The sequence below is a fragment of the Halodesulfurarchaeum sp. HSR-GB genome, assembly GCF_031432215.1.
Taxonomy (GTDB): Archaea; Halobacteriota; Halobacteria; order Halobacteriales; family Halobacteriaceae; genus Halodesulfurarchaeum.
On record NZ_JAVKGN010000001.1, the window covers coordinates 957,310 to 974,728 of the forward strand.

Sequence of the window (17,419 nt, forward strand, 5' to 3'; positions counted from 1 at the left end):
ACCGATAGTTAACATGGAAACCAAACTACCACCCACCAAATTTTGCACGTTAACTGTGGAGGGTTGCGTCGTCGTCGAACAGTGCCTGCAGGAGCTTGCGCTGGGCCGCTTGCAGGTGTTTGTAGACGGCCGGACGCGAGATGTCGAAACTGGTCCCGAGTTCCTCGCCCGTGATCTGCTTTGGCGTCTCGTAGTACCCGCCGTAGTAGGCCGCGCGGAGGATCTCGCGCTGTCGGTCGGTCAGCAGCTCACTCGTGCTGGTCAAAAGCCCCGCGTCCTGGGGCGTTCGGGTTCGCCGGGCCGTCAGTTCGACGTCCGTGTACTGGGTGCCCACCCAGGCGATGACCGGGCGAACCGGCTGCTCCGCGGTTTGAACGAGCGTGACCGTCGCCCCTGTTGGGGTCCCAATGGCTTCGGCGAGCCGGCCGCCGTGGTCCCTGATCCCGTCCGCGAGCATCGGTTTGGCCATTTCGACGGTCAGCTGCCCGTGTTCCGGGGCGCCAAACCAGTCGGCCGAGACGATCTTCGTGTTCTCCTGAACTGCCTCGAAGACCGCCTCCGGGTCCCCGTCCAGGACCGTCCAGAGCTCCGTGACCGTTCCGTCGGTCGTCGCCAGGATCGTCTCGAACCGGATCTCGCCGTCGGTTCGCTCGGCCACCCGGTAGAGTGGATACTGTGGGTCCTGGATCGAAAATTCCACCTCGACGGTATCGGACGCCGCGCCGGCGTTCCGGATGGTCACGGTGCGAATCGAGGTCGCCAGAAGCGACCCGACGTCCGCGAGCAACTCCTCGTACAGCGCATCGAAGGCCTCGGCCTGCCGGCTGAAGACGGTCAACACGCCATAGAGGACATCGTCCTGTTCGAGCGGGATGGCAAGCACCGACCGGAACCGACCGGTCAGCGCCTGGGTCGCCCAGGGCTGCTCGGGCACGTTCCGCGGGATCTGTGAGACGTTTCGCAGCCGGTGGTCGTCGGCGGCCTGCTGGGCGGGACAGAGCGTCTCCCCGACGGTCGTGGTGTCGATCGCGTCCAGGTAGCCACGATCCTCACCGGCCCAGGCCGCGGGCGTGAGTTCGGCGTCGTTTGCCTCCGGCCGGCCGATCCACGCGAAGTCCACCGGGTCGGTCCTGACCACCTCCTCACAGACACTCGCCTCGAGTTCCTCGCGGGTGTCACTCTCGGCGAAGCGCCGCTGGATCGCCCCGACGGCGCTCAGCAGGTCGGTCAGTTCGGCCGTCCGGGTCTGCTGGGTCTGGAGCTGTTCGTCGGCCTGGCGACGCTTGTGTTCCTGCTCGATGCGTTCGAGGATGGCCGCCGCGTTCGTCGCGATGAGTTCCAGCCACTGTCGATCGTCCGCAGACACGGTCCCGTCCGGCTCGATCCCGACCAAAAGGAGCCCGAAGGCCCCGATCGGGACGACGAGCAGGGCCTCGATGTCGGGTCCCTCGGCCGGGGCCCAGGGCGTCTCCGCCATCGTGAGGCGGTCGGTTTCCTGTGCCCGGTAGCTCTCCCAGATCGGGTTCGGCCCGGGTTCGATCGGGGGGACGGCGTCGACGGGTATCTCCAGTGCCGGCGAGACGGCCTGGGCCCGCAACACGCCAGCAGTCTCGTCGTAGCCAAGCACGGCAAAGCGGGCGACAGAGAGGGTTTCCCGGACCGCGTCGATGATCCCTTCGAAGAGGGCCGGTTTCGACTTCGCGGTCAACAGTTCGCGGGTCGCCCCCACCAACTCGTGCAGGCGCTGGCTGCGCCGTTCGAGCTCCTGCTCGCGTCGCTTCCGGTCGGTGATGTCGGTGACAAAGCCCTCCAGTTTCGGCTCCTGGGCCCCGATCTGGGTGACCGGCTGGCCTTGCTCCCAGAGCCACTTCTCCTCGCCGGAACGGGTTCGAATTCGATAGGTCACTGTGAAGGGCCGCCCGGCGTCGACCGCGGCGCTCGTCTGCTCTCTAACCCGCTCTCGATCTTCGGGGTGGACGAGCGCTTCCTCCCAGTTGACCGCCCCCGAGACGAGTTCCTTCGCCGTGTAGCCGGTCAGCTCTTTGGCCCGCCCCCGAACCAGCTCCATCGGCCAGCCCTGTTCGTTTTTACAGCGGTAGACGATCCCCGGCAGGTTGCTGATGAGGGTGTCCAGTTGGCGCTGTTGTTCCTTCTGGGCCGAGACGTCACGACTCGTGACCACCAGCCCCTCGAAGTCGTGATCCTCGAGGAGGGCCTGCCCGCGGCTCTCCACCCAGGTCCAGGATCCGTCCGCGGTTCGAATCCGGTACTCCAGGGGTTCGACCGACTGGTCGCCGTGCATGCGCCGGGTGAACTCCTCCCTGACGAGTTCGCGGTCGGCCGGGTGGATGAACTCGAAGGCGTCCTCGCCGACCCGGCCGGAGGGATACTGACCAGTGATCTCCTCCATGCCGGGACTCTCGTACTGGAGGCGTCCCTCGGCGTCGATCACAGTCACGGCGTCCTGGATGCTCTCCAGGAAGAGCTCGTAGCGTTCGAGTTCGAGTTCCCGTTCCTTGCGGTCGGTGATGTCCTGAACGACACCGATCGCCTCGACGGGTTTTGCGTGGCCGGGCTCGCTGAACGACTCGACTTTCTCGCGCATCCAGCGGATCTCCGCGCCCAACTTCACCCGGTATTCGATGTCGTAGCTGCCACCGGATTCGAGGACCCGCTCCCATTGGCCCTCGACGCGGTCGCGGTCGGCGGGGTGGACCTGGCCCATGAACTTCTCGCCGGTGAACCGCTCGCTGCCGGAGACGTCCCGCAGGTCGTAGTACCAGCTGGTGATGTTCGCGATCCGCTGGGCCTCCCGCAGGTGGGTCTCGATCTGTCGCTCCCGGTTCTTGCGGTCGGTGATCTCCCGGGTCGAGCCCACGATGTACTGCACCTCGTCCTCGACGACGACCGGGGCCAGTCGGGTCCACCAGTGGGTCTGGCGGCCGTCCATTTCCAATTCCTGCTCCACGTCCAGGGACTCGCGGTTCTCGGCACAGCGCTGATATCGATCGGCGATCTCCCCGCCCCGCTTCGGGCCGAAGACCTCCTGGGGGGTCTGCCCCTCGAGCTCGGCGGCCGAAAGGGGGCTCGCCTCCTCGTAGGCCGGATTGACCCGATCGATGGTGAACTCCTCGCCGACGTCGACGATGAACGTTGCCTCGCGATGGTCCTCGAACAGGGTCTCGGCCAGTTTTCGGTTCCGGAGACGGTTCTTCCGGGCCTGGAGGTTCCGCGCCACGCTCACGATGACTCGTTGATCCGTACAGGAAAGCAGCGACGAGGTGATCTCGACGGGGACTTCTTCCCCACTCGCCGTGACGTAGGTCGCCTCGAACTGCACGGATTCCTCGCGTTCGAGTTCGGCCAGCCGGGGCCCGAGGTGGGCGTCGGACACCGCCGGATCGAACAGCGACGGATCGGCCCCCACCAGTTCGTCCTCCTCGTAGCCCAGCAGGTCGATCGCGGCCTGATTGACCGCCCGGAAACGGCCAGCCTCGTCGTGGACGAACGCCGCGTCGCTGATCTGGTCGATCACGTCCTTCAGGACGTGCCACCGAACGGACTCCGACTCCCCGTCGTCGGGTTCCCCACCGGGGTGGACCTGCCCGGTCAGCACGATGTATTCATTGCCGTCGTGTGCGACTGGTCGGCGGGTGAGTGTCACCGCTGGGGACTGTGCGTCCTCCGGATGCAGGCCCGTGGTCGTGAACTCGTGGTTGGCATCGGGTGCTGGCACCCGTGCGAGCATCGCTTCGAGGTCGGTGAACCCCGTCGCCGTGCCGACCGTCGACCCCAGGAGGTCCGCCCGTGGCTGCCCGAAGATCTCGCTGGCCCGCTCGTTCGCCTCGATGATCTCGCCAGTGGCGGCATCGATCCCGAGTAACAGCGCCCCGCTTGCCTCGAACAGCGCCGAGCGGAGCGTGGTCCCGTCATCCATGCCCGGATCCCATACCCGCTGCAAAGACGGCCGCAGTCAAAAGTCTGGCCGGAAGTGGCTCAACGCTTTTGGCGATCGGTCGTCTCGAAAGCCCATGGATCTGGACATCGAGGGCAACGCGGCACTGGTGACAGCCTCTTCGAGCGGGCTGGGAAAGGCCTCGGCGATCGCGCTCGCTCGCGAGGGCGTGGACGTCGCGATCAACGGCCGGGACCCCGACCGGCTGGCCGCGGCCAGGACCGACGTCGAGGCCGCCGGCCCCGGGGCGGTGCACACGATTCAGGCCGATCTGACCGACCCTGACGCCGGACCCACGCTCGTCGAAGAAACCGTCGCGGCGTTCGGTGGCCTGGATCACCTGGTCACGAGCGCTGGTGGGCCACCAGCAGGATCCTTCCTGGAGACCGAGGATACAGACTGGGAGGCCGCCTTCGAACTCCTCCTGCTGAGCGTCGTCAGAGTCGTTCGCCGAGCCGAACCGCACCTCCGGCAGGGTGATGGCACCATCGTAACCATCACCTCCCGGAGCGTGAAGGAGGCCATTGACTCCCTCGTGCTCTCGAACTCGGTTCGCATGGGCGTTATCGGCCTGGAGAAGACACTCTCGAAGGAACTGGCTCCCGAAATCCGGTCGAACGCCGTCCTGCCCGGGCCACACGAGACGGCCCGCATTCGCGAACTGGTCGAGGGGGCCGTCGAGCGTGGCGACGTGGAAGATTACGAGGCCGGACTCGCAGAGTGGGCCGACAACCCCCTCGAACGGATCGGCGATCCCATCGAACTGGGGGCCCTCGTGGCCTTCCTCAGTTCGCCCCGGTCGGGATTCATCAATGGGACCGCGATTCCGATCGACGGCGGGGCGAGCCACTCGAACCTCTAAGGTTCTCGCCGGGAGCGCGGAGTCCTTAACCCGGGCACGAGTAGCCGGGTTATGCAGCTTGGACTCATCGTCGAGACGAACGATCCCGGCGCGATCTGGAACGGCTTCCGACTCGGGAACACGGCCCTCGAGGCGGGTCACGACGTGACGGCGTATCTCCTCGGTGACGGCGTGGAGGCTCCCGATCAGCCGGCGGGGGACGACGTCAACCCACACGGTGTCATGCGAAAGTTTCTGCTGGAGGGTGGGGAACTGCTCGCCTGTGACCGCTGTCTCGACCACCGGGACCTGGACGGCGACGAACTCCGGCCCCGGGCGGGGATGGACGAGTTGCTGTCGCTCATCGAGGACGCGGACGAAACGGTGACGATCGGCTGATCAGTACATCCGGTCCGAACCGGGATCGTCGTCCGCGATGGCTGGGTCCTGTTGGTCCTCCACCGCGCCAGTGAAGACCGATTCCTCGTCCAGGTCCTGCTCGTCGGACTGGTAGGCAGACAGCCCGAGGGTCAAAAGCTCCTCGACGGCCTGGTCCCAGTTCAGGAACTCCCCCGACTCGACGAACCGATCGATGTCGCTCGTGACACGGTCCGGCAGCGTCACTTCCGATTCCGGCATACGCGGTCATGGGAGACACGATGGGATGAATCCACCGGTGCCGGGCGACCGCCGGAACCGGCGGGTACAAACCGCCGCCGCCCCATCAGACTGGTATGCAGGCGACCGAATCCGTCAAGGTACCCGACGGGAAACTGGTCCGGGTCGCGGTGACTTTCGAGGAGTCGATCGAGGACGTACAGATCACGGGCGATTTCTTCCTGCAACCGCCGGAGGCCCGCAGCGACCTCGAAGCGGCCATCGAGGGACAACCGGTCGACGTGTCCGTCGAGGAGCTTTCGACTGCGATCGCCGCCGTCGACGCGGAGTGTATCGGTTTTGAGGCGTCCGATCTGGCCCAGGCCACCGTGGAGGCGATCCGATGACGATGCGCGTGATCGACGAGGGCGTGTATTCCGAGCCGATGCATCACGCCCTCGATCAGGTGCTTCTGGACCGGCTTGATCGGGGCGAGATCGAGCCGACCGTCCGCTTCTGGTACCGGAAGAACCGGGCCGTGCCGCTGGGCCGTTTCCAGGCCCACGACGACGAGGTCGCGGCCGACTACGTGGCCGACCAGGGGATCGACGTGGTTCGCCGGATCACTGGCGGCGGGGCCATGTACGTCGAACCGGGCAACGTCATCACCTACTCGCTTTACCTCCCCGAGGATGCGGTTCCCGAGAACGTCGAGGAGAGCTACGCGGTCCTCGACGAGTGGGTGCTCGAGGGACTGCGTGACCTGGGGCTGGAAGCCCATCACGAGCCGCTCAACGACATCAGCCATCCCGAGGGGAAGATCGGCGGGTCGGCCCAGTTGCGCTCCGGTTCGGCGGTGCTCCATCACACGACGATGAGCTACGCCCTCGACATCGAGTCGATGCTCAAGGTCCTCCGGATCGGCAAGGAGAAGGTCTCCGACAAGGCCGTCAAGTCCGCCGAGAAGCGGGTCGCCCGCATCGCGGACCACGTCGACGAACCGCGGGAGACGGTCATCGAATCGTTGAAGACGGCCATCGACACCCACTTCGGAGCGACACCGGGTTCGCTCGACGCGGAGACGATCGAGGCTGCCCGGGAACTGGCCGAGACGAAGTTCCAGACCGACGCCTGGAATCGCCGGCTCTGAAGGCCAGACCTTTCTTTCCCCAGCGGATACTCCCGAGTGATTCGATGGTCGATTCGAGGACTGCATATCCGTCTCCGACCGCCCCCGGACCAACCGACCGACGGCGAGGGTCCACATGACGGGTGAGACCGACGCCGGCGAGTACCACGACCTCGCAGGCATCCGGGTGACACTCGATCCGACGGGCAACCTCGTGGGCCCGCCGACCGGCGAGGCCTATCACGGATTGCCGATCCGGGAGCCTGGGCCGGCCCAGGTGCCGGACGTTCGGACCGCCTATCACCCCGCTTCGATGACCGCGGGGCGGGATTCGGAGCAGATCATCGCCCGGGCGCTGGGCGAGATGGACAAACCCGTTCTGCTGGAGGGCGAGGCCGGGACCGGCAAAAACACGGCCGTCCTGACCCTGGCAGGGCAGACAAACCGCCCGGTCACCCGGATGAACTTCGGCGCGGACACGACGATTTTCGACCTCGTCGGCGAGAAGGACCTCGTGGGCGGGGAGACGGTCTACGTGCTGGGCGAACTCGCGAAAGCCGCGCTCTTTGGCTGGGTCTTCGTGGGCGACGAGATCAACATGGCCGAGGGGGACATTACCTCCCATCTGCACGCCATCTGTGAGGAGGTCGGCCGTCGCCGACTCACGCTCCGGGGGACGGGTCGGACGCTCACAGATCCGCCGCCGGGGGTCGAGTGGGATCCCGAAAAACACCTCGGCCGGTACATCCACCCGGCGTTTCGCTTCGTCGGCACGGCAAATCCACTCTCGTATGCCGGGACCAGCGAGATGAACGACGCCTTCCGCTCCCGATTCGTGGTCTTGCCGATCGAGTATCTCCCGCCGGGGGAGGAAGCCGAGTTGCTCGTCGAGGAGACCGGCGTCGACCCCGAGCGGGCCAGTGATCTCACGGCCATGGCCGAACGGCTTCGTGAGGCCCATCGCCGGGACGAACTCGAGACGCCGATCAGTCACCGTGAACTGCTCAAGGTCGTCGAACTCGCCGGCCCCGAGGAACAGTTCATGTCCATCGGGGAGGCGGCCCGGCTGGTGCTGGTCGGGCACGCCACGCTGAAACTCGACAAGGCGACGATCCGGGACACCATCACGGCCGAACTCTGAGATGCGTCTCACGCCCGACTCGGACCCGGAGGCGGTGGCCGCCCGACTCGCAGGGAGCGAGCCACGTCGGCTGGGAGCGGCCCGGGCCGACCGGCTCCAGCGGGACGCTCGCATTCGAACCGGCCAGTGGGATCTCTCGGTCCGGATCGAGCCCGACCACCGGCCAGCGACGGTCGAGTCGATTGAGCCGCCCACGATCGTCGTTTCCGGTGATCGGGTTCCCCAGCCAGTCACGAACTACCGGGCCGAGGAGTGGGACCTGCTCGTTCAGCGGGTCTGGGTCGCCCACGCGATGGCCCACCTGGAGTACAGCGACGTGGCCGATTTGGGGGAGCGCCTCCAGAAGATCGAGTCGGGAGACAGACCGGTCGCCGGCGCGATCTGGAACGCCCTGGAGGACGCCGCGATCGAGGCCGCGATCAGAACGCAGTTCCCGAACTACGGGCCCTGGTTCGAGCAGGTCCGGACGAATCTCCTCGCGGGTGTCGGCCCGGGGATCCACGATCCTGCGGGTGGCCAGGTCTATCCGCTTGTGCACGCGGCCGTCCTCGCCATCCTGGATGGGACAGCCGTCGATTCGGGGGCGATCACTCGCCTGCTCGACCCCGCGGATTCCTCCCATCACTTCTACACTGCGGCCGACCGGCGGCGCTTCGTGACCGACGTGCTGCCGGTCGTGACTGAAACGGCCGAGTCGATCACCACGATTTCGGACCCGGTCGAGCGAAACCGCCAGGCGATCGCGTGTTTCGAGGCGATTCGCCCGGCAATCGCCGCGGCCAGGGCCGACGGCCGCGCGCAGGTCGCTGCCCGTGAGGATGCCTGGGGGATGCCGGACGACGCCGCTCGAAGCCAGCAGATCGGGTCGCCAGCGCCACTGCCGGCGGTAGACCGGAGCGAGCACGACCAGGCCGGGGATGCCGTGCGCGAAGAATCGCCGGTCTCGTCGGCGGGTGAGGTGTCGCCGGTTTCCGATGCCGACGTGGACAACCGGGCGGTCGAAATCGACCCCGAGGCCGACCCGACGGACGTGGAGACAGTGACCGACGAGCAACTCGCCGACGACCTCGCGGCGGAAGTCGCCGCCGGGCGAGATCGGGACGGACCGGCGGACCGCGCCGCGAACATCGAGCACCTCCAGGAAGCCGTCTCGGCCGCCGAATCCGAACTGGAGAGTACCGGGGTGGTCGTCCCGACCGACGACCCGACGCCCCACGAGCCGACCGCCAGAGCCGCCCGTGAGGACGGGACCCGCCTCGCTCGGGTGCTCCGCAACCGCTTCCAGAAGGATCGCAAGCGATCGACGCGTCGGAATCAGCGCCGGGGGCGGCTCGACCCGGCCGCGCTGCATCGAACTGCAACCGGCGATCGGCGGGTGAAACAGCGTCGCGAGCGACCCGACGAGTCGGACCATCACTGCCTGTTTGTCCTGGACCGCTCCGGGAGCATGCGCCAGCACGTCCGGGTGGCCGAGCGGGCGATGGGCATGCTCGCGGTCGCACTGGAGGCCGTGGACGTCGAGGTGTCGGTCCTCGAACTGCTCGACAAGGAGGTCCGACTGGCCAAACCCGCGGATCGAACCGTCGAGCAGTCGACGGGCCGGCTGTATCACGGGGATGCTGGCGGTGGCACGCCGCTGACCGATACGCTACACATCGCCCGGGAACTCCTCAAGGCGGAGTCGGGGACCCGCTTCGTGATCGTGGTCACAGACGGACGACCGTCTGACCCGAACCGGTATCGGGAGGCCCTGAGTCGCTTCACCGTCCCGGTGCTGGGGGTCAATCTCACCACGGAAGCCGCCGCGGGCGAGAGCGAGTTCCACCGACAGGTGACCGTGGCCCCCGAAACGCGGGACCTGCGGCGCGCACTGCGGCAACTGGTCCAGGAGGTGCTCTTCGAGTGAGCCCTCCCGTTTATGAGTGTCCGGTCTGTGGGACCCGCCAGCCGGTGACCGACGTCGATCCGGACGAACCGCCGGCACGCCTTGGGAACACCCAGTGCCAGGGGGCCTATGGGGGCTGTCATCGAACGACGACACTCGAACTCGTCCCCGAGGCCGACTGGGAGCCTGGCACCTGGGAACTCGGGTGCCCGCGCTGTGGCTACGAGACCGTCGCCTGGGGCGAGATGGGCTTTGGCCCCACGAACCGCTGGGCGTGTCCCGACTGTGGGAGCCGGATGCTGGTCGAGTCCCTCGAACGCCGCTGATCCCAGGTTACATACTCGCTCACTGCGAGTCCGAAACGTGACCGAACGCCTCTCGCCGTCGGCCCGAGAATCGATTCACGAGGCGGTCCTCGACGTGCTCGCCACCGCCGGAATGCGGGTCGAACACGCGGCGGCCCGTGAGACACTGATCGCGGCCGGGGGGACCGCAGACGGTGACGTGGTCACCCTCCCGCCGGCAGTCGTCCGCGAGTCGCTCGAATCCGCGCCCAGCAGCTTCGACTGGCGTGCCCGGGATCCGGACAAGAGCGTGACGGTGGGCGAGGGCGACCCGGTGATCACGCCCACCCGCGGCCCGCGATACGTCAAACGCCCCGGTGAACCCCGCCATCGGGCTACGATGGACGATTTCGAGCGCCTGGCGGAACTCGTCCATATGGAACCGACCATCGACGTGGCGGGCTATGACCTCTGTAGCCCCGAGGGCTACTCGCTACCCGGCAATCCGGGCGGGTTCGATCAGGCCGAGGTGGGCTATGAACTACTCGAAACGCTCTTTCTCTCGACCGACAAGCCGATCGTCGCGACCGCCCGGAGCGGGCCCGAGGCGGCGGCGTCCCTCGAAACGGCCCGCACGGCATTCGGGGAGGCAGAACTCTCCGAACACGTCGTCCTGGGGATCCTCCACGCCCGGTCACCCCGGGTCTTCAACGAGCCGATGGTCGAGGGGCTGATTCGCTTCGCCCGGGCTGGGCAACCGCTGGTCGTCGCTTCGGGAGCGATTCCGGGGGCCTCAGCACCGCACTCGCTCTCCGAAGCGGCGGTGCAGGTGATCGCCGAGACGGTCTTCGGCGCGGTCCTGGTTCAGCAACTCAACCCCGGCACGCCGGTGGTGCTGGGCCGCTCCGGAACGATCTACGACCCACAGGCCGACGCGGTGGCTGCCGGGAGCCCTCGCGGCGCGATCCTGCAGGATGTCGTGGTCGAAATGGCCGACTTCTATGCCTTCCCCAGTCGGGGCAGCGGCGCGGGGACCGACGCCAAAGCGATCGACTATCGGAGTGGGGCCGAGTCGACCGCACACCTCACCCAGGCACTCGATTCGGGCGCGGACCTCCTGTTGAACGCCACCGGCGGCCTCGACACCTACGCCACCGTCTCCCCCGAGAAGACGGTCCTCGACGCCGAGCGGATCAGGGCCCTCCGTCAGGGGGCCACGGACGGGAACGCACTCCTGGCGGCCGTCGAGTCGGGCCCCTCGATCGAGACGATCCGGAACTCGGAGCCGGGCACTCCGTTTTTCGACGACCGGGATCCAGCAACGCTGGCCGACGCCACGACCTTCGAGGCGACGATCGGTGATCGGGGCGACTTCGAGTCCTGGGCGGCGGCCGGATCGCCGACGCTCACGGAGCGAGCGACCGAGCGGGTCGAGACCCTCCTTGGGACCTACGAGCGGCCACCGATCGACCCCGAAATCGAGGCGGCCCTGGAGGGCTAACTCGATTCGATTACGGACTCCACCGCTTCGAGGACGTTTCGGGACTCGACGACGGTCCCGCGTTCCCGCAGCGAATCGTAGCGTGCTTCCCCCCGGACGCCGGCGTAGTTGCGCTCCTCGAACGGGCGATCCTCGACGAGAATCAGGTCGTTGGCGTGGGCCGCGGCCCGGAGGTTCGGGAGGTTGCCGTGCCCGATCGCGAGGTCGGGGATGACGGTGACCGCTGCCGACTCGACCTGGTCCGTGACTTGCTCGGCCGAGGCCTCGTCGATCGGGGCATAGGGTTCGAGGGTCACGGCGTCGATCCCGAGCATGCGGGCGGTTTCGGTGTCGGCATCGCCCTCGTTGAGTGCGCCGGTGGTCACCTGGTAGCCGCTGGCCGCGAGCAGGTACAGCAGGCGTGCGGCGGAGCCGCCACCCCCGATGACGTGGACGTGGGGGCCGTCCCGGTCCCGGGCGCCATCCGGGAGGGCCATCACGTAGACCGAGCCGGTGACCGGGTTGTTCGTCACGACGGCGTCGGTGCCAAACGCCGTTTCCAGGTTGGACTCGGTCAACACCTCGTTTGGCGAGCCAAGCGCCGTGCGCTTCCCGTCCGCGAGCAGGAGCAAACGATCACAGTAGTGGGCCGCGAGGTTCAGGTCGTGGATCGGGGCCATGATCGTCTTGCCCTCCTCGACGAGTGACTTCACCAGTTCGAGTGTCCGGATCTGGTGGTTGATGTCGAGGCTCGCGGTCGGTTCGTCGAGCAGCAGGACCGGTGTGTCCTGGGCCAGCGCGCGGGCGAGGAGAACTCGCTGGCGCTCGCCCCCGGAGACCTCCCCGACGTCCCGGTCGGCGAACGCGGCGGTCTGGGTCCGTTCGAGGGCCCGGGTCACCATCTCCTCGTCGGCGCTTGACTCCAGGGTCATCCGATTGCGATACGGCGTGCGCCCCATCTCGACGACCTCTCGGACCGTGAAATCGAAGGCGAGGCTCGTCTCCTGGGGCACGACGGCCACCAGCCGGCTGCTCGCCTTCGAGGGGAGCGCAGTAATGTCCTGGCCGTCGACTGTGACCGTTCCGCCGGAGGGCGACAGCACGCCGCTGATCGTGCGCAAGAGGGTGGTCTTGCCCGCCCCGTTCGGGCCGATGACGCCAAGGAATTCACCCTGTTCGACCTCCAATGAGACCGAATCCAGGGCCTGGACCGAGCCCAGGGTGACCGACACGTCGGTCACGTCCACGATGGGTTCGTCCGGCGCCACCGAATCGAGTTCTCGCTCCGCGGTCCCCCGGATCGAATCCACCAGGCTCGGAAGCAGGCTGCTCACAGGGAATGCACCTCCCGGCGACGGAGCAGGAAGAGGAAAAACGGCGCTCCCAGCGCGCTCGTGACGATGCCGACCGGGATCTCGCCGGCCCCCGTTCGGGCGATGGTGTCGGTGGCCACGAGGAAGGCCGCGCCAGCGAGCGCACTCGTCGGGAGCAAGATTCGGTGATCGGGCCCGACGATCAGCCGCATCATGTGCGGGACGATCAGGCCCACGAAACCGATCACGCCCGAGACCGCGACCGCCGCGGCGGTGATCAGACTCGACACACCCAGCAGGATTCGCTTGGTCTGCTCGACCTCGATCCCAAGGGTCGCCGCGTCCTCCTCACCTAACAGTAGCACGTTGAGATCACGGCTGTACCAGGCTAGAATGACGAAGAGGATCGGAATCACGAGCGCGGCGAACCCGACCTCCTCCCAGGTCGCGTTGTGGAGATGGCCCATCATCCAGAACACCGCCTGTTCGAGGCTGTGCCCGCCCATCGTGAGCATGAAGGAGATGATCGCGGAGAGGAAGGTCTGGACGGCCACGCCGGCGAGCAACAGCGTCGCGACCGGGGTTCGGCCGTCCTCGGTCGCGATGAGATAGACGCCGAAGGCCGAGATGATCCCGGTGGTGAACGCGGCCCAGCGCAGGCCGATCGGAATGGGGAGGATGATCGCCGCCACCGCCCCGACGGCCGCGCCGGAGGAGACGCCGATGATGGAGGGATCGGCCATCGGGTTCCGGAAGAAGCCCTGCATGACCGACCCGGCCACGGAGAGGGCAAAGCCCACGAGCGCCCCGAGGAGGATGCGGGGCATCCGGACGGTCCAGACAATCGTCCGGTAGGTCTCTGAGACCTCGAAGGCGAAGACGTCGGTGTATCCGAACGCGGGCCACGGGAGCGAGAGTCCGCCAAGCGAGACCGCGGCGGGTTCCAGGGAAAGCGAGGTGGGGACGGCGAGCTGGTTCAAAAGCACCTTGAGGACCGCAAGCGGCGCGATCGAGACCGGGCCGATCCCGGCGCTCGCGGTCACGGTGGCAAAGAGGAGGACCGAGAGCACCCCGATCCAGGTGATCGTCCGCGTCCGGAGATCCATGAGCGCAACTCAGATTGCATAAGATAAGTATGTGTTGGACCTACCGGCGATGGGATTCGAGCCACTCGACCGCGAAATCGACCAGCGCCTGCTGATCGACGAGTTTGGTCTCGGCTGCGCCGACGGTGCCGGTTTCACACCCGACCGCGGCCTCGAAGGCCGCCCCGAGTTCAGTAAAATCCGACACGTCGAGTTCGATGTCTCGGTACTCGACTTCGACCCGTGTTCCCTCCTGCAGGATCGGTGCATGGCGGGTGCGCTCCTGGGCGTCGATGGCTGCCAGGTACTCGGCCAGGTGGAGCGAGGTGTTCGTCCCGTGGCCGGTGCCCAGACACAGGACGCTGCCACCCCGCTCGTAGATCCCACCCAGCGGCGAGTCCGGGCCCAGGCCGTAGTCCAGTGTGTGGTCTTCGAGAACCCGATCCGACTCGCTTCCCCAGGCCGAAAAGGAGTAGATCGGGTGCCCGCTGCGGGAGACGTCCGGATACGAGCGAAAGGTTTCGGCGATTGTCCCCACGCCCCGGCTGGGGGTCGCCTCGGGGCGGAACGGGGGCCGGGTTTCTCTGATCGTCTCGACCCAGTCCCCGGGAACCGGTGGGTTCTCCCAGTCGGCGGGATCAGTGAACTGGCCCGTGTGGGCGGGCATGAGGAGCGTGCCGGACTCGGTGACGGTGGCCTGTAAGGCCTCGACGACGGCCTGTGGACCGCCGCTCACCCAGCCCAGACTACTGAGCGAGGCGTGAACCAGCACCGTGTCGCCGGCTTCGACCCCCAGTTCGGAAAGCTCCGAGCGAATCTGTGCCGCGGTCACTGGCTTTTCGACCCGCTCGATCGCGTCCGCTTCGCTCATACCGTCCGGGGGTGTGGAGCCACCCTAACCGTTTCCCCTACTCCGTGAGGAGCTGGCGAAGGACGTAGTGCAGAATCCCACCGTGCTCGACGTAGTCCACGCCGGCGGGGGTCCCGACCTGAGCGGTGACTGGGAATTCGACGGTTGAACCGTCCGCCCGCTCGGCCTGCACCTGCAGTTCGGCGTTCACGTCCAGGCCATCCTCCAGGCCGGTGATCGTGAAGACCTCGCTGCCGTCCAGTCCCAGGGACTCCCAGGAGTCCCCGTCCTGGAACTGCAGGGGCAACACGCCCATGCCGATGAGGTTGTCCCGATAGATCCGCTCGTAGCTCTCCGCGATCGTCGCGCGGATGCCGAGCAGGTCGGTCCCCTTGGCCGCCCAGTCGCGACTGGAGCCGGTGCCGAACTCGGTCCCGGCCATCACCACGAGTGAGGTGTCGGCCTCACGATACCGCTCGCTGGCCTCGAAGACGGTGGTCTCCTCGCCCGTCGGGTGATGGATGGTGTACCCGCCCTCTTTGCCGTCGAGCATCTGGTTCTCGATGCGGACGTTCGCGAAGGTCCCCCGCATCATGACCTCGTGGTTCCCCCGTCGAGCGCCGTAGGTGTTGAAGTCCGCGGGATCCACGCCCTGGTCAGCCAGCCACTCCCCGGCTGGCACGTTCGTGCTGAACGGCCCGGCAGGGCTGATGTGGTCGGTGGTGACGGTGTCTCCGAGGGTCATGAGACAGCGGGCGTCCTCGACGTTCTCGACGCCTGGCTTCTCCAGCGGGAAGTCCGTGAAGAAGGGCGGCTCGCGGATGTAGGTGGACTCCTCGTCCCAGTCGTACACGTCCCCGGTCGGAGCGTCCAGGGCCTCCCAGTTCTCATCTCCTTCGTGGACGTCGTCGTACTTCTCCTCGAACATCTCGCGGTGCACGCTGTCGGTCATGACCTCGTGGATCTCGTCCTGGTCGGGCCAGATGTCTTCGAGGTATACCGGCTCCCCGTTGGGGTCATGCCCCAGCGGATCGTTCTCCAGGTCGATGTCCATCCGGCCGGCTAGGCCGTAGGCCACCACCAGCGGCGGGCTGCCGAGGTAGTTGGCCCGGATCTTCGGGTGGATGCGGGCCTCGAAGTTCCGGTTGCCCGAGAGCACGCTACTCGCCCAGAGGTCGTGTTCGTCGATCGCCTCCTCGACGGGATCGGGCAGCGGGCCCGCGTTCCCGATACAGGTCGTACAGCCGTAGCCGACGACGTGATAGCCAAGTGCCTCCAGGTCTTCGAGCAGGCCGGACTCCTCCAGGTACTCGGTGACGACCTGGCTGCCCGGCGCGAGACTCGTCTTGACGTGTGGCGGGACGTCGATGCCCGCCTCGACGGCGTTCCGGGCGAGTAGTCCGGCAGCGAGCATCACCGAGGGGTTCGAGGTGTTCGTACAGGAGGTGATGGCGCTGACCACGACGCTGCCGTGGCCGATCTCGGTTGTCCGGCCGTTTGGCATCTCGATCTCGTAGCGTTCGTTGAGATCGCCCAGGGGCAGGTCGTCGGCTGCCCGTGGCGGGGCGGCACCGCCGTTCTCCAGCCAGCGTGAGAGGGCGGCTTCGTCGACCTCGCCGTACTCGGTTTCGTCCTCGATCAGGCCCCGGAAGTGGGTCTTCATGTCGCCCATCGGGATGCGCTGATCCGGTTCGCTGGGGCCAGCCAAACTCGGTTCGACGGCTCCCAGGTCGATCTCGACGGTCTCGGTGTATTCGGGGTTCTGCTCGCCGAACAGGCCCTGTTCTTTGAGGTACCGCTCGATGAGATCGATGTGCTCGGGGTCCCGGCCCGTCAGTTCGAGGTACTCCAGGGTGGCCTCGTCGACGGGGAACATGCTGATGGTCGAGCCCTGTTCGGGGGCCATATTCGAGATGGTCGCCCGGTCGGCGACGGTCAACTCCGAGACGCCGGAGCCGAAGAACTCGACGAACCGATCGACCACGCCGACCTCGCGTAGCTTCTCCGTGACCTGGAGCACCAGGTCGGTCGCGGTGGCTCCCTCCGGCATCTCACCCGTGAGTTCGACGCCGACGACCTCGGGCAGGGTCATCGTGATCGGCTGGCCCAGCAAGGCGGCCTCGGCCTCGATGCCACCGACGCCCCAGCCGACGACCCCGATGCCGCCGATCATGGGGGTGTGGCTGTCGGTACCCACGAGGGTGTCGGGGAACAGCCAGTCCGCGCCGTCTTCCTCGCGGTCGTGGACGACCTGGCCGAGATACTCCAGGTTGACCTGGTGGACGATGCCAGTTCCCGGCGGAACCACGCTGAAGTCCTCGAAGGCCTGGTTGGCCCACTTGATCGCGCGGTAGCGCTCTGCGTTGCGCTCGTACTCGATCTCGACGTTCTTCGCGAAGGCGTTCTGCGAGCCGTAATAGTCGACCTGGACGCTGTGGTCGATGACCAGATCCGCGGGGATCTCCGGCTCGACGATGTTTGGATTCCGTCCCTTCCGATCCGCGGCCGACCGGAGCGCGGCCAGGTCGACGACCGCCGGAACGCCCGTGAGGTCCTGGAGGACGACCCGCGAGGGCGTGAAGGGTACCTCTACGTCCGGGACGTCCGGTTCCCAGGACGCCGCGTTCTCGACGTCCGCCTCGGTGATCGACTCGCCGTCCGCGTTCCGCACGACTGACTCCAGGAGAATCCGGATACTGACCGGCAACTCGTCCAGTTCGCACAGCCCTGCCTCCTCCAGGGCCCCGAGATCCGCCATTTTGTACGTCTCACCGTCGTGTTCCAGTTCGCGTATCGCCCCGAAGGGGCCGGTATCCTGCATGGGGCGGCGTATGGGACGGGCCGACTTGAATGGTTAGA

14 protein-coding genes are annotated in these 17,419 nt (G+C 67.0%); 8 read left to right on the top strand and 6 right to left on the bottom strand.

What is annotated here, in order from left to right:
- Positions 1–49: 49 nt before the first annotated feature.
- Complete coding sequence (locus tag RH831_RS05055) at positions 50–3,937, bottom strand: PAS domain S-box protein (RefSeq protein WP_310553165.1); 3,888 nt, start codon at positions 3,935–3,937, stop codon at positions 50–52.
- A gap of 94 nt (positions 3,938–4,031) precedes the next feature.
- Here RH831_RS05055 and RH831_RS05060 point away from each other — a divergent pair, with 94 nt between their 5' ends.
- Positions 4,032–4,817: an SDR family oxidoreductase gene (locus tag RH831_RS05060; RefSeq protein WP_310553166.1), complete on the top strand. Its 786-nt coding sequence runs from the start codon at positions 4,032–4,034 to the stop codon at positions 4,815–4,817.
- Positions 4,818–4,868: 51 nt separating this feature from the next.
- Positions 4,869–5,195 (top strand): DsrE family protein, encoded by a 327-nt coding sequence (locus RH831_RS05065; RefSeq protein ID WP_310553167.1) that lies wholly within the window; start codon positions 4,869–4,871, stop codon positions 5,193–5,195.
- Here the strand turns inward: RH831_RS05065 and RH831_RS05070 are convergent, their stop codons facing one another.
- Positions 5,196–5,435, bottom strand: a complete 240-nt coding sequence (locus tag RH831_RS05070) for a CopG family transcriptional regulator (RefSeq protein WP_310553168.1) — start codon at positions 5,433–5,435, stop codon at positions 5,196–5,198.
- Positions 5,436–5,530: 95 nt separating this feature from the next.
- Between RH831_RS05070 and RH831_RS05075 the strand changes: the two genes are divergently transcribed.
- From RH831_RS05075 to RH831_RS05100, 6 genes are all read left to right on the top strand, one after another.
- Positions 5,531–5,800: a hypothetical protein gene (locus RH831_RS05075; protein WP_310553169.1), complete on the top strand. Its 270-nt coding sequence runs from the start codon at positions 5,531–5,533 to the stop codon at positions 5,798–5,800.
- On the top strand, positions 5,797–6,543 hold the full coding sequence (locus tag RH831_RS05080) for a biotin/lipoate A/B protein ligase family protein (RefSeq protein ID WP_310553170.1): 747 nt from the start codon (positions 5,797–5,799) through the stop codon (positions 6,541–6,543). The genes RH831_RS05075 and RH831_RS05080 overlap by 4 nt, the downstream gene beginning before the upstream one ends.
- Before the next feature lie 115 nt (positions 6,544–6,658).
- Positions 6,659–7,663, top strand: a complete 1,005-nt coding sequence (locus RH831_RS05085; RefSeq protein ID WP_310553171.1) for an AAA family ATPase — start codon at positions 6,659–6,661, stop codon at positions 7,661–7,663.
- 1 nt (position 7,664) lies between these two features.
- Entirely contained in the window at positions 7,665–9,569 is a 1,905-nt protein-coding gene (locus RH831_RS05090; protein ID WP_310553172.1) for a VWA domain-containing protein, read from the top strand.
- Entirely contained in the window at positions 9,566–9,874 is a 309-nt protein-coding gene (locus tag RH831_RS05095) for a hypothetical protein (protein WP_310553173.1), read from the top strand. The genes RH831_RS05090 and RH831_RS05095 overlap by 4 nt, the downstream gene beginning before the upstream one ends.
- A gap of 37 nt (positions 9,875–9,911) precedes the next feature.
- Positions 9,912–11,333, top strand: a complete 1,422-nt coding sequence (locus tag RH831_RS05100; protein ID WP_310553174.1) for a trimethylamine methyltransferase family protein — start codon at positions 9,912–9,914, stop codon at positions 11,331–11,333.
- Here RH831_RS05100 and RH831_RS05105 read toward each other — a convergent pair.
- The 4 genes from RH831_RS05105 to acnA are packed head-to-tail and all read right to left on the bottom strand — an operon-like array spanning position 11,330 to position 17,381.
- Positions 11,330–12,613 (bottom strand): heme ABC transporter ATP-binding protein, encoded by a 1,284-nt coding sequence (locus RH831_RS05105; RefSeq protein WP_396275458.1) that lies wholly within the window; start codon positions 12,611–12,613, stop codon positions 11,330–11,332. The genes RH831_RS05100 and RH831_RS05105 overlap by 4 nt on opposite strands.
- Positions 12,614–12,642: 29 nt before the next feature.
- Positions 12,643–13,731: a vitamin B12 ABC transporter permease BtuC gene (gene btuC, locus RH831_RS05110; protein WP_310553176.1), complete on the bottom strand. Its 1,089-nt coding sequence runs from the start codon at positions 13,729–13,731 to the stop codon at positions 12,643–12,645.
- A gap of 40 nt (positions 13,732–13,771) precedes the next feature.
- Positions 13,772–14,581 (bottom strand): AAC(3) family N-acetyltransferase, encoded by an 810-nt coding sequence (locus RH831_RS05115; protein ID WP_310553177.1) that lies wholly within the window; start codon positions 14,579–14,581, stop codon positions 13,772–13,774.
- A 37-nt stretch (positions 14,582–14,618) separates the two neighbouring features.
- The gene (gene acnA / locus RH831_RS05120; protein WP_310553178.1) at positions 14,619–17,381 is read right to left on the bottom strand and encodes an aconitate hydratase AcnA; all 2,763 of its coding nucleotides are present in this window, start codon (positions 17,379–17,381) and stop codon (positions 14,619–14,621) included.
- Between the last annotated feature and the right edge of the window lie 38 nt (positions 17,382–17,419).

Coding starts and splice junctions, on each gene's coding strand:
- RH831_RS05055 (WP_310553165.1), bottom strand. CDS start 3,937: ATGGATGACGGGACCACGCTCCGCTCGGCGCTGTTCGAGGCAAGCGGG.
- RH831_RS05060 (WP_310553166.1), top strand. CDS start 4,032: ATGGATCTGGACATCGAGGGCAACGCGGCACTGGTGACAGCCTCTTCG.
- RH831_RS05065 (WP_310553167.1), top strand. CDS start 4,869: ATGCAGCTTGGACTCATCGTCGAGACGAACGATCCCGGCGCGATCTGG.
- RH831_RS05070 (WP_310553168.1), bottom strand. CDS start 5,435: ATGCCGGAATCGGAAGTGACGCTGCCGGACCGTGTCACGAGCGACATC.
- RH831_RS05075 (WP_310553169.1), top strand. CDS start 5,531: ATGCAGGCGACCGAATCCGTCAAGGTACCCGACGGGAAACTGGTCCGG.
- RH831_RS05080 (WP_310553170.1), top strand. CDS start 5,797: ATGACGATGCGCGTGATCGACGAGGGCGTGTATTCCGAGCCGATGCAT.
- RH831_RS05085 (WP_310553171.1), top strand. CDS start 6,659: ATGACGGGTGAGACCGACGCCGGCGAGTACCACGACCTCGCAGGCATC.
- RH831_RS05090 (WP_310553172.1), top strand. CDS start 7,665: ATGCGTCTCACGCCCGACTCGGACCCGGAGGCGGTGGCCGCCCGACTC.
- btuC (WP_310553176.1), bottom strand. CDS start 13,731: ATGGATCTCCGGACGCGGACGATCACCTGGATCGGGGTGCTCTCGGTC.
- RH831_RS05115 (WP_310553177.1), bottom strand. CDS start 14,581: ATGAGCGAAGCGGACGCGATCGAGCGGGTCGAAAAGCCAGTGACCGCG.
- acnA (WP_310553178.1), bottom strand. CDS start 17,381: ATGCAGGATACCGGCCCCTTCGGGGCGATACGCGAACTGGAACACGAC.